This is a genomic window from Mesorhizobium sp. M7A.F.Ca.ET.027.02.1.1 (genome assembly GCF_004022985.1).
Taxonomy (GTDB): domain Bacteria; phylum Pseudomonadota; class Alphaproteobacteria; order Rhizobiales; family Rhizobiaceae; genus Mesorhizobium.
Genome location: NZ_RZOL01000179.1, coordinates 1 through 12,122, shown reverse-complemented (window position 1 = coordinate 12,122; position 12,122 = coordinate 1). Strand labels below are relative to the sequence as shown.

Genomic DNA, 12,122 nt, shown 5'->3' with positions numbered 1-12,122 from the left:
CCCCGCTGCCGGCGTGTGTCACCTTGACTCCGATGAGCTGTCGTCACGCAAAGTTGAAATCCGCAAGAACTGGCCTTCTCGCCCCACCTGCTCCGTCGCAAGCACGTCATCCCCTCATCCTTGTCCAGCTCTTATCGATGTATCTCATTGTCCGGCCTGACGCACGACTGTCAGCATGGGAATGCATCCATTGCGCAAATGCCTTCCATAAAGAAGATCGATTTCCTCACTGGCCCAACGTGAAATATAGCAACGTTTTCGTGGCGTGGGTCGGCTGCGTCGGGAGTAGCGATGAAAACGTATTAGGGTCGCCTGCGTCTCCTTGGGCAGCGAGTGTAAAGTATAGCGATGCGGCCTCCGGCGCGAACGGCAGCCGCGCAGTGATCACCTTCGCCTGTGCCTTTGCGGCGGGGGTCAAGCGCTGGTCTGCTCAAATTTTTTATCGTTTAGCTGGTTGAAACTGCTCCCGTTGCGGGCTGCAGAAGCCGGCCAGCCGAGAAACGGCAGCCGCACTTATGAAAGCACGCCAAGGCATGCGGGCATCTATCAGTTGCAAAGGACAATACTGGCCGCGCCGATTGGCCATCACGCGTCCATTAGGGCAGCCACCAACATCAGTTCGCAAGAGGAGCAAAAGTAATATGTATCGTCGTCACCTGATCAAAGGGTTGGTTGCGCTCGGCGCATGCCGGATTTGCGTTCAAGCCGCCCAAGCGACCAGTGCCCATTGGGGGTACACCGGTCCGGTCGGACCGGAGCACTGGGCTGATCTGGATAAGGAAAATTTCGTATGCTCTGCCGGCACGCAGCAATCGCCGATCAATATCAACAGCGCGGTCAAGGCGGATATCCCGCATATCGCCATCGGCTGGCACAAGGGCGGCGGCAATATGGTGAACAACGGCCACACCATTCAAATCAATATGCCACAAGGCAGCACGCTGACCCGCAGCGATCGTGTCTACGAACTGGTACAGTTCCATTTCCATGCGCCAAGCGAACATCACGTGGCGGGCAAGAGCTTCCCGATGGAGGTGCATTTCGTTCACAAGGACACGCAAAGTGGTACTCTGGGCGTGCTGGGCGTCTTTTTAACGCCCGGCGCGACAAATGCCAGCTTTGCTGCCCTTGCTGCGGCCTTTCCCGAACTGCCGAATGGGGAGGTGACGATCGACGAGGTGAATCCCAACTGGCTTCTGCCAGCCTCGCTTGGCTATTGGACTTATGAGGGCTCACTGACGACGCCGCCGTGCACCGAAAACGTCGAGTAGATGGTGGCGATGGAACCGGTTGACGTTGATCCGGCAGACATCCAGCGATTTGCCTCCCTCTACCCGTCGAACGCGCGCCCTATTCATTCACCCAATCGACGCTTCATCCTGCGCCAGAGTTGAGCGCCGCCCCAGCGGTTCCGCACGGTCCAACATTCTTGGCACAAGTTGGCGCGAAGCCTCCTCTTCCGGTCTGGCGGTCTGACGGCGCTCCCCAAGCTGGCTAGTCTAAATGATAGGGATTCGGTGCCGACACCACTCGTCCCAAAGACGTCGCGGCGAGGTTTGTCTGCAACCCGGCAATCACACGCCGCCCCGCCGTGGTAATGAAGACGTCTCTGTCGAGTCCGACGGAATATGATGCGCATGGAATCGCTGGTAGAAAAGGTGACCAGCGACAGGTGGTTCGAAGCCCGCGTCTTGCCGCAGCTGCACGTTCTACTCTGGGGTAACAAGAGGGTGGTGTATACCTTCTCCTAGCTTCGCCGCCAACTACTCGGTTTTCCGAATTGCTCTCTATATTCTTGAAGACGATGCGTTCGTTAAAGACATGTGCTGCGCACCTGGTGTAAAAGCTGCTCTCATCATGCAGAGGTCAAGCCAGTCGGGCTCATCCGAGGCTATGGCCGTGAGCACTGTTCAGTTCGGCAGAGAGGGCGCTTTTGTACACACTTTGCGATCGTGGCGGCCCCGTGGGCAGATCTGCAAGCTGCCGCGACACTAACCTCTCGAAGCCCGCCCGCCCGCCTGTTGATGCGTGTCTCCCAGTAAGATTCCTGTCCAAGAACGTGATAATCTTCTTGCCAGTGTTGTAGCTGATGTTGCCCTTGATGCCGCAGCCTACCGCGGCGGGACCAAACTCAATGGCAAGCAGGCCGGCTAGGATCGTGCAGCCAGTCGCGAGCCTCGCCCACAACGGGGTCTCACGCGCATGAGGGCGCCGACCATGGGTTCGGCGGTTCGTACGCGTATAACACGTATCTTTCTGAAAAAATCAATGCTCTCGGCTAAGCTACTGAATTATTTGGCTTCCATATAGCGCGTCGGCGGAACCAACTTGTAGACGGGCTATGAAAGGTTAAGCGCGGATGTCTATCGGCCGCCGGCGTTCCCGCTCTGTAAGCCTGCCTGAACTACCCGCGCCGCGGTCAAGCCCCAGGCTCCTGCTCATCCAGCGACCGCCCGATCAATGGCAGGCTGGAAAGACAAGAGCCGATGTCTTCCGATGGTCTCGCCATCAGCTTTGGGCTAACTTCCCCATTCTCCCGCTTCGAGCTCGACACACGGCGGTTTGGATGGCGCACGACAATCTGTGTCGGCTTTGTCGTGTCCGTGACAGACGCCTGAAAGGCCCGTTCGCGCGTTTTGCCGCCGTCTAAGCGGCTGGAATTTAATGACAAAGTTTTTTCTGGGATCGGCCGATCACGCTGGTACGCTTTTTGCGATGCTTGGTGTGAGGCGGCACGAGCTGCCTATCGGCACTTGTGTCGCGGGCAGTCGCGATGATTAGAACGAAGGAAGGAAAGCTATTATGTCAGGTCTGCGTCAGATCGCCTTTTACGGAAAAGGCGGCATCGGCAAGTCCACCACGTCCCAAAATACGCTCGCTGCCCTTGTCGACCTCGGGCAGAGAATCCTCATCGTAGGATGCGACCCCAAAGCCGATTCCACACGCTTGATCCTGAATTCGAAAGCTCAGGATACCGTCCTGGATCTCGCCGCACAGGAAGGTTCGGTGGAAGACCTCGAACTCCAGGACGTGCTCAAGGTGGGCTACAGAGGCATCAAGTGCGTGGAGTCCGGCGGCCCCGAGCCGGGTGTCGGTTGCGCCGGCCGCGGCGTCATCACCTCGATCAATTTCCTCGAGGAGAATGGCGCTTATGACGATGTCGATTATGTCTCCTATGACGTCCTCGGCGACGTGGTATGCGGCGGCTTCGCCATGCCGATCCGCGAAGGCAAGGCCCAGGAGATCTATATCGTCATGTCCGGCGAGATGATGGCGCTCTATGCCGCCAACAACATCGCCAAGGGCATCCTCAAATATGCCCATTCGGGCGGTGTGCGGCTGGGCGGGCTGATCTGCAATGAACGTCAAACCGACCGCGAACTCGATCTGGCCGAAGCACTGGCTGGCCGATTGAATTCCAAGCTCATCCACTTCGTGCCCCGCGACAACATCGTCCAACATGCCGAACTCAGGAAGATGTCGGTGATCCAGTACGCGCCGGACTCAAAGCAGGCAGGGGAATACCGCGCTCTGGCCGAGAAGATCCACGCCAATTCGGGCCAGGGTACGATCCCGACGCCGATCACCATGGAGGAGCTGGAGGAGATGCTGCTCGACTTCGGCATCATGAAGACCGACGAGCAGATGCTTGCCGAGCTTCACTCCAAGGAAGCGGCGAAGGCGGCGGCCCAGTAGTGACATTAGCGCTGCCATGAATCGGCGCGCCTTGCAGAGAACGGCGCCTATTCTTTGAGGCGTCACCCAACCTTGAAAGGGGGACTCATGAGCCGGGAATACGAGAATGACGGTGCTCTTCATGCGAAGCTTATCGAAGAGGTGCTGTCGCATTATCCCGACAAGGCGGCGAAGCGCCGCAAGAAGCACCTCAACGTCGCAAAGAGCGGCAACGAGGCTGGCGGGGAAAGCGAGGTCCTTTCCGAATGCGACGTCAAATCGAACATCAAGTCCATTCCCGGGGTGATGACGATTCGCGGCTGTGCATATGCTGGTTCGAAAGGCGTGGTGTGGGGGCCAGTCAAGGATATGGTCCATATCTCGCACGGCCCGGTCGGCTGCGGCCAATATTCTTGGTCGCAGCGCCGCAACTACTACGTCGGTACAACGGGCGTCGACACGTTCGGGACAATGCAGTTCACCTCCGATTTCCAGGAGAAGGACATCGTCTTCGGCGGCGACAAGAAGCTGGAACAGATCATTGACGAGATTGAAGTCTTGTTTCCGCTCAACAACGGCATCACCGTGCAGTCCGAATGCCCTATCGGCCTGATTGGCGATGACACCGAGGCCGTTTCTCGCAAAAAGACCAAGGAGTATGACAAGACGATCGTGCCGGTACGCTGCGAGGGCTTCCGCGGCGTCTCGCAGTCGCTTGGCCACCACATCGCCAATGATGCAATCCGGGATTGGGTCTTCGACAAAAAGGATGTCAAGTTCGAGGCCGGCCCCTACGACGTCAACGTCATCGGCGACTACAATATCGGCGGCGATGCCTGGGCCTCGCGCATACTGCTTGAGGAGATAGGGCTGCGCGTGGTTGGCAACTGGTCGGGTGACGCCACACTCGCAGAGATCGAGCGCGCCCCGAAGGCTAAGCTCAATCTTATCCACTGCTACCGGTCGATGAATTACATCTGTCGGCATATGGAGGAAAAGTATGGCGTCGCCTGGATGGAGTACAATTTCTTCGGTCCCTCCCAGATCGAAGCCTCTCTGCGCAACATAGCCAAGCATTTTGGGCCGGAAATCGAGGAGAAGACCGAAAAGGTCATTGCCAAGTACAGGCCGCTTGTTGATGCGGTCATCGCCAAGTACCTGTCGCGCCTGGAAGGAAATACCGTGATGCTCTATGTGGGCGGCCTGCGCCCCCGCCACGTCGTCACGGCCTACGAGGACCTCGGCATGGTCATCGTGGGCACCGGCTATGAATTCGCCCACAGCGACGACTATCAGCGCACCGGCCACTACGTGAAGAACGGCACGCTGATCTACGATGACGTGACCGGCTATGAGTTGGAGAAATTCATCGAAGGGATTCGCCCAAATCTGGTCGGCTCGGGAATCAAAGAAAAATACCCGGTGCAGAAGATGGGCATACCGTTCCGCCAGATGCATTCCTGGGATTATTCAGGCCCGTATCACGGCTACGATGGCTTTGCCATTTTCGCACGTGATGTGGATCTCGCCATTAACAACCCGGTCTGGGACCTATTCCACGCGCCTTGGAAAAGAAGCCGGGGCGATGAGCGGGCGATGGCTGCCGAATAAACATTTGCTTCAGCCCCAGTCTCCCACTGAGACGGTGAACTCCCGCGGCCTCTGATCCGCCGGAGCCTGGAACGTCTTGACGTCCTGAGCTGCCGTCCCGCGCAGCCAGATGCAAAAGAGGTAATCATCATGCCGCAGTCGGCTGAAAAAATTCTCGATCACGCTCCCCTGTTCCGCGAGCCGGAATACAGAAAGATGCTCGCTGAGAAGAAGCTAAACTTCGAATGTCCGCACCCCGATGAAATCATTTCCGATCAGCGCGATTTCACCCAGACGTGGGAATACCGCGAAAAGAACCTCGCCCGCAAAGCGCTTGTCGTGAACCCGGCCAAGGCCTGCCAGCCGCTGGGTGCGGTATTCGCTGCCGCCGGCTTCGAGCGAACCATGTCCTTCGTCCACGGCAGCCAAGGTTGCGTCGCCTATTACCGCTCGCACCTGTCGCGCCATTTCAAGGAGCCTGCCGCGGCGGTCTCCTCCTCAATGACCGAGGATGCGGCGGTGTTTGGCGGCCTGAAGAACATGGTCGACGGGCTCGCCAACACCTACCAGCTCTACGACCCCAAGATGATTGCCGTGTCGACGACCTGTATGGCAGAGGTCATTGGCGACGACCTGCACAGCTTCATCCAGAACGCCAAGGACGAAGATTCAGTCCCGCGCGACTTCGACGTGCCCTTTGCCCACACCCCGGCCTTCGTTGGCAGTCATGTCGACGGCTATGACAACATGGTCAAAGGCATTTTGGAGCACTTCTGGAAAGGTCAGGAGCGTACGCAAATCGAAGGAACCATCAACATCATTCCGGGCTTCGACGGCTTCTGCGTCGGCAACAACCGGGAGCTCAAGCGCCTGCTCGATGTAATGGGCGTGTCCTATACATTGATCCAGGATGCCTCTGACCAGTTCGATACGCCTTCGGACGGTGAATACCGCATGTATGACGGGGGCACGAAGATCAACGAGGTGAAGAAGGCCCTCAACGCCGAGGCAACGCTTTCGCTGCAGCATCACAACACCCGAAAGACACTGGGCTATTGCGAGGAGGTCGGGCAGGCGACGGCCTCGTTCCACTATCCGCTCGGCGTTCAGGCGACGGACGAATTCCTGATGGAGGTCGCGGCGATTTCCGGCAAGGAGATTCCCGAGGCAATTCGCCTCGAGCGCGGCCGACTGGTAGACGCCATGGCGGACAGCCAATCCTGGTTGCATGGTAAGAAATACGCCATCTACGGTGATCCCGACTTCGTTCACGCAATGGCCCGCTTTGTCATGGAGACCGGCGGCGAGCCAACCCATTGCCTCGCCACCAATGGCACCTCGGCATGGGAAGCCGATTTGAAGAAGCTGCTAGCATCCTCGCCTTTCGGCAAGGCTGCCCAGGTTTGGGCGGGCAAGGACCTGTGGGCGCTGCGCTCACTGCTCTTTACCGAGCCGGTGGACCTTTTGATCGGCAATTCCTACGGCAAGTACCTGGAGCGCGACACCGGAACACCGCTGATCCGGCTGATGTTTCCGATCTTCGATCGGCACCATCATCACCGCTTTGCGCTCTTTGGCTACCAGGGAGCGTTGCGCGTGCTGACGACGATCCTCGACAAGATCTTCGACAAACTCGATCGCGAGACGAGCGAGACGGGTGTGACGGATTATTCCTATGACCTCACGCGCTAAGAGCCGTGGCCGGCTTTTCGCCGAGGCCATTCCTTGCCCAATGGACTGGGGAGGCTGAGCAATGTCCTCCCTCAGCGCCAAAATCAAGGACGCCTTCGATGAGCCCGCCTGCGATAAGAACCGTGGCAAAGATGCCAAGGCGCGCAAGGAGGGCTGCTCGAAGTCGCTGACACCAGGGGCGGCAGCCGGCGGCTGCGCCTTTGACGGAGCCAAGATCGTCCTGCAGCCGATCACCGACGTTGCGCATCTGGTCCATGCGCCGCTCGCCTGCGAGGGCAATTCTTGGGACAACCGTGGTGCGGTTTCGTCAGGGCCGACCTTGTGGCGGACAAGCTTCACGACCGACCTCACCGAACTCGACCTTGTGATGGGGCAGGGCGAGCGGAAACTCTTCAAGGCGATCCGCGAGATCAAGCACACATACGCGCCGCCGGCGATCTTCGTCTACTCGACTTGCGTAACGGCGCTGATCGGTGACGACATCGAGGCCGTGTGCAAACGCGCCACGGAAAAGTTCGGTTTGGCCGTGGTGCCGATCAATGCGCCTGGCCTGGCAGGCTCCAAGAACCTCGGCAATAAGCTCGCCGCCGAGGCGTTGCTCGATCATGTCATCGGCACGGTCGAACCCGACGACCCCGGACCCTACGACATCAACATCCTTGGCGAATTCAACCTCTCGGGCGAATTCTGGCTTGTAAAGCCGCTCCTCGATCGGCTCGGGATCCGGGTGCGCGCCTGCATTCCCGGCGATGCGCGTTACCGCGACATTGCTTCCGCGCACCGCGCCCGGGCGGCAATGATGGTGTGCTCGACCGCGCTGATCAGTCTTGCCCGCAAGATGGAGGAGCGCTGGGACATCCCGTTCTTCGAGGGCTCCTTCTATGGCATCTCCGACACATCGCAAGCTCTTCGAAACCTTGTCAGGCTGCTGGTGAGGAAGGGCGCCGATCCGGAGATCCTCGAGCGCACAGAGACGCTGATCGCGCAGCAGGAGGCGATCGCGTGGAAGAAACTCGAATCCTACCGGCAAAGGCTCCAAGGCAAGCGCGTGCTGCTCAACACAGGCGGTGTGAAGTCCTGGTCGGTTGTCCATGCGCTGATGGAGATCGGAATCGAGATCGTCGGCACCTCGATCAAGAAATCTACGGTGCAGGACAAGGAGCGCATCAAACAAGTTCTCAAGCACGACAAGCACATGTTCGAATCCATGGCTGCGAGCGAGCTGTACGCCATGCTCTCTGAACACAGGGCCGATATCATGCTGTCGGGCGGTCGCACGCAATTCATTGCGCTCAAGGCCAAGACGCCCTGGCTCGATATCAACCAGGAGCGCCAGCATCCTTATGCCGGCTATGACGGCATGGTGGAACTCGTACGCCAGATCGACCTCGCCATTCACAATCCGATCTGGTCTCAGGTGCGCCAGCCGGCCCCGTGGGATTGCCAGCCTGAGCTGATAGGCGAATTGCCGTGCACGAGGAACGAGACCGCGTACCTGTTTGATGAATTCGCCTGCGCGACGGCACACGAGTGTTGAGGCGACCGATGGCCCGCATCCTTCCCCAGAGCAAATCGGCGGCAGTCAACCCGCTGAAGTCGTCGCAGCCGCTGGGTGCCGCCTTTGCCTTTCTTGGCGTCGACGGTGCGATGCCGCTGTTCCACGGCAGCCAAGGCTGCACAAGCTTTGCGCTCGTTCTCTTCGTGCGGCACTTCAAAGAAGCGATTCCCTTGCAGACTACGGCGATGGATGAGGTGGCGACCATCCTCGGCGCAGCCGACCATCTGGAAGAGGCGATCCTCAACCTCAAGAACCGCACGAAGCCAACGCTGATCGGGGTGTGCACGACCGCGCTGGTGGAGACGCGTGGCGAAGATTGCGCGGGTGATATTGCCAACATCATGCGGAAGCACACGCAACAGCTTGCGGGTACGGAGGTCGTGCTGGCCAACACGCCGGATTTTGACGGCGCGATCGAAGAGGGCTGGGCCAAGGCAGTCACCGCAATGATCGAAGGGATTACGCGCTCGGGCGAACGGGCGCGGCACCCGAAGAAGATCGCAATCCTGCCCGGATGCAACCTCTCTATCGCCGACATCGAGCATATGCGGGACATGGTTGAAAGCTTTGGGCTCAAGCCGGTTATTCTGCCCGACATTTCAGGCTCGCTCGACGGTACGGTTCCTGACCGCTGGGTAGCGACCACATACGGCGGCACCAGCGTCGAAGACATTCGCGAGTTGGGCACGGCCATGCAATGCATCGCCATCGGTGAGCACATGCGCCGCCCGGCGAAAGCGCTGCACGGGTTGACCGGCGTGCCTTACGTGTTGTTCCAGTCACTGACTGGGCTGCAGGACACGGACCGCTTCGTGTCGCTGCTGTCTGCGATTTCGGGCGCGGCGGTACCGGCCCGCGTGCGCCGGCGCCGGGCGCAATTGCAGGACGCGATGCTCGACGGACATTTCCATTTCGGCGGCAAGAAAATTGCCATCGCTGCCGAACCAGACCAGCTGTTCCAACTTGCGACCTTCTTTGCTGGCCTCGGCTCCGAGATAGCCGCGGCCGTCACAACGACCGACAGGTCTAAAATTCTCGAGAAAGTCCCGGCGGTTTCGGTTCAGATCGGCGATCTCGGCGATCTGGAAAGTCTTGCCGTCGGTGCTGACCTGCTTGTCACGCATTCGCACGGGCGCCAAGCATCGGAGCGGCTCCGAATTCCGCTCATGCGCATCGGGTTCCCGGTCTTCGATCGACTAGGCAGCCAGCACAAGCTCGCAATTCTCTATCAGGGCACCCGCGACATGATCTTCGAGGTCGCCAGCATCTTCCAGGCCAACCAACACGCGCCCACTCCTGAGGCGCTTGATCCACTCCGTAATCGAGAAATATCACGATGAACGCTGTTCGCCGCCTCTCGCTGGTCAGTAGTGAGGTTTTCGCCCCGATGCCTGAACGACGTAAGGGCGCATTGCGCGTTGCGATCGCCACTCAGGACATGCAGGACCTCAACGCCCATTTCGGGTCGGCCAGGCGCTTTGCTGTCTACGACGTGACGCGCGAGGAATGGAATCTCGTAGAAGCCGTGGCCTTCGATGACGTGTCCGATGAAAGCGGGGAGCATCGGGCCGAGCGCGATGATCGCATCACGCCAAAGGTGGATGCGCTCAAGGGCTGTCAGATCCTGTTTTGTCTGGCAATTGGCGGCCCTTCGGCAGCCAAGCTTGTCGCGGCAAAAATCCACCCGATCAAAGTGGCGGAGCCCCAATCGATCCCACAGGTGCTCTTGCGCACGCAGATGATGCTCAGGACGTGTCCTCCGCCTTGGCTGCGCAAGGTGCTGGCGCGAGCGGGCATTGCCGAAAAGAAACCGTCCTTCGAGGACGAGGACTGAAAAGAGGAGGACGCCAATGCCTGACCCCGCAATCCCCCCAGCTGTCGCCGAAGACGAGGCGGCTCTTTGCACCCCGTTCGTCAAATGCCTCGTGCGGCTGATCCGTTCTCAGGATTCCTATGGCTCGTGGGAACGCAAAGCGGACGCTGAGCTGCTGGGCGACTTCATCATTACCAAGGAACAGCGCCGAGGGATCCCAATCATCGGAGATCCCGATCCCGACGTGCTGTGGAGGCTCGACAAGTACTACGCCGCCATCGGGCTTGCGATCGAGGAGCGCTGCGGCCTTATGGCATCGCCGATGATCCAGGTGAGCCATGAGGGTTTTGGTCGGGTGCTTTTCACGACCGGACGGCTGGTCGTTTTGTCCAAAACGCTGCGCGATGTCCACCGGTTTGGCTTCGAGACGCTCCTGAAGCTCGCCACGGCCGGTACGAAGCTGGTCGACGATGCGATTTCAGTCATCGAAACCTTTCCCCACGTGGCGCTGGCATGATGGGCGCGATTTTCGAGAAAGGCCATCATGACGGACCCGAGAAACTATGTTGGCCAGTCCCCTCGATCCAGGGACTCGAGGCCGACCAGGTTGTTGGGGTATCGCCGATGAAGAAGCCGCTGGTCCTGATCTGCTCGCAAGATGCCGAGTTCTATCTGCTCTACAGCCACATACTGGAGGTTGACGGTTTCAGCAGTGAGACGGCAGACGGCGCGAAGGCTGCGCTGGCCTTGGCCGAACAACGGGAGCTTCAGGCCGTAGTGCTGGATTGCGACCCAGCCAGCATAAACGGGTCCGCAATTTGCGCCCACCTCAAGCGGGAACCGCGCACCACCGACCTGCCTATCATCGCCCTGATCGCGCCTGGCGCCGAGCACCAGCACCTCGATCTCTTGAAGGCAGGCGTTGAGAGCTTTGTGCGGCCGGTGGCTCCGGCCAAGCTGCTCGACTGCCTGCGGGCGAGGCTCGGGCTGACCAAGCGTGGTCCGAACGGGGTTGAAAACGACAGTTGGATTTGTTGTGGAGGCCTGGAGATGAAGCTCGATGCCCATCGGGTTCGCGGTAATGGCCACGACATCCATCTCGGACGGATCGATTTCAACGTGCTGCGGCTTATGATTGAGGCCCCCGGCAAGGTCTTCAGCCGGGACGAGCTTATCGGGGCGGCCTGGCTGCCCAACATTCATGTCGGTGCACGCACCGTCGATGTCCATATCAGCCGAATCAGGAGGGCGCTGAAAACGGCCTTGCCCGGCAGCGTCATTCGCACCGTCAGGTCGGCCGGCTACTCGCTCGAGAAGCCGGACGACTGAAATCGGTGATCGAACGTGGTGCCGCTCTCTCTTCCTCCTGAGAGCGGTGTTGCCGCTTTGAGGCGCTCCTAACGAAGACCAGGAGAAGCAGGCAAATGGAATTTAAAAGCATATTCAGTGTGACGGGTGCTGATCATTCTGATGAGGACCTCACAACAGCTGCCGGACTGTGTGCCGAGGTCGGCGCGCACCTATCGGTACTCATTATACCGCCTCCATTGCTCTTGATGTTGTCTCCGCCCCCCGAATGGAATACAGGACGTGCACAGGCAATTGCAGTACCGAACTATCGATTTCAGCAAATCGAGAAATTTTCACAGGACGTGACCAGAATGGAAAGACGGTCCGCGGATATCCTCAAAAGGCTGAAAGCTATGTCGCTTTCCTGTGACGTTGACACCGACTATTGCGATCCGGCTAGCCTCGGTGAAGTGGCACGACAGCGGGCGCTCTGCGCTGACCTGA

9 protein-coding genes and 3 pseudogenes are annotated in these 12,122 nt (G+C 59.2%); all 12 read left to right on the top strand.

The window, feature by feature from the left end; all coding sequences use genetic code 11:
* On the top strand, positions 1–458 hold a 458-nt coding region (locus EN749_RS38245; protein ID WP_210214724.1), incomplete at its 5' end, for a hypothetical protein.
* A 183-nt stretch (positions 459–641) separates the two neighbouring features.
* Positions 642–1,394: pseudogene (locus tag EN749_RS19680) on the top strand (carbonic anhydrase).
* 160 nt (positions 1,395–1,554) lie between these two features.
* Positions 1,555–1,751 (top strand): annotated as a pseudogene (locus tag EN749_RS38900) (7-carboxy-7-deazaguanine synthase QueE); the annotation flags it as partial.
* 1,051 nt (positions 1,752–2,802) lie between these two features.
* Positions 2,803–3,696, top strand: a complete 894-nt coding sequence (gene nifH, locus EN749_RS19670) for a nitrogenase iron protein (RefSeq protein WP_024505261.1) — start codon at positions 2,803–2,805, stop codon at positions 3,694–3,696.
* Between the two features lie 87 nt (positions 3,697–3,783).
* The gene (nifD, locus tag EN749_RS19665; RefSeq protein WP_024505262.1) at positions 3,784–5,286 is read left to right on the top strand and encodes a nitrogenase molybdenum-iron protein alpha chain; all 1,503 of its coding nucleotides are present in this window, start codon (positions 3,784–3,786) and stop codon (positions 5,284–5,286) included.
* A gap of 129 nt (positions 5,287–5,415) precedes the next feature.
* On the top strand, positions 5,416–6,957 hold the full coding sequence (gene nifK, locus EN749_RS19660; protein ID WP_126063826.1) for a nitrogenase molybdenum-iron protein subunit beta: 1,542 nt from the start codon (positions 5,416–5,418) through the stop codon (positions 6,955–6,957).
* 61 nt (positions 6,958–7,018) lie between these two features.
* Complete coding sequence (gene nifE, locus EN749_RS19655; RefSeq protein WP_095489376.1) at positions 7,019–8,494, top strand: nitrogenase iron-molybdenum cofactor biosynthesis protein NifE; 1,476 nt, start codon at positions 7,019–7,021, stop codon at positions 8,492–8,494.
* A gap of 8 nt (positions 8,495–8,502) precedes the next feature.
* Entirely contained in the window at positions 8,503–9,855 is a 1,353-nt protein-coding gene (nifN, locus tag EN749_RS19650) for a nitrogenase iron-molybdenum cofactor biosynthesis protein NifN (protein ID WP_126063827.1), read from the top strand.
* Positions 9,852–10,349 carry a nitrogen fixation protein NifX gene (nifX, locus tag EN749_RS19645; RefSeq protein ID WP_063169371.1) on the top strand — a complete coding sequence of 166 codons (498 nt, stop codon included), beginning with the start codon at positions 9,852–9,854 and terminating at the stop codon, positions 10,347–10,349. The genes nifN and nifX overlap by 4 nt, the downstream gene beginning before the upstream one ends.
* A 16-nt stretch (positions 10,350–10,365) precedes the next feature.
* Entirely contained in the window at positions 10,366–10,845 is a 480-nt protein-coding gene (locus tag EN749_RS19640) for a NifX-associated nitrogen fixation protein (protein ID WP_024505267.1), read from the top strand.
* Positions 10,842–11,657, top strand: coding sequence for a response regulator transcription factor (locus EN749_RS19635; protein ID WP_063169370.1), 816 nt, complete (start codon positions 10,842–10,844; stop codon positions 11,655–11,657). Before EN749_RS19640 ends, EN749_RS19635 begins: the two co-directional genes overlap by 4 nt.
* 95 nt (positions 11,658–11,752) lie before the next feature.
* A pseudogene (locus tag EN749_RS38240) lies at positions 11,753–12,122 on the top strand (universal stress protein); the annotation flags it as partial.

Coding starts and splice junctions, on each gene's coding strand:
- EN749_RS19640 (WP_024505267.1), top strand. CDS start 10,366: ATGCCTGACCCCGCAATCCCCCCAGCTGTCGCCGAAGACGAGGCGGCT.
- nifK (WP_126063826.1), top strand. CDS start 5,416: ATGCCGCAGTCGGCTGAAAAAATTCTCGATCACGCTCCCCTGTTCCGC.
- nifX (WP_063169371.1), top strand. CDS start 9,852: ATGAACGCTGTTCGCCGCCTCTCGCTGGTCAGTAGTGAGGTTTTCGCC.
- nifD (WP_024505262.1), top strand. CDS start 3,784: ATGAGCCGGGAATACGAGAATGACGGTGCTCTTCATGCGAAGCTTATC.
- EN749_RS19635 (WP_063169370.1), top strand. CDS start 10,842: ATGATGGGCGCGATTTTCGAGAAAGGCCATCATGACGGACCCGAGAAA.
- nifN (WP_126063827.1), top strand. CDS start 8,503: ATGGCCCGCATCCTTCCCCAGAGCAAATCGGCGGCAGTCAACCCGCTG.
- nifH (WP_024505261.1), top strand. CDS start 2,803: ATGTCAGGTCTGCGTCAGATCGCCTTTTACGGAAAAGGCGGCATCGGC.
- nifE (WP_095489376.1), top strand. CDS start 7,019: ATGTCCTCCCTCAGCGCCAAAATCAAGGACGCCTTCGATGAGCCCGCC.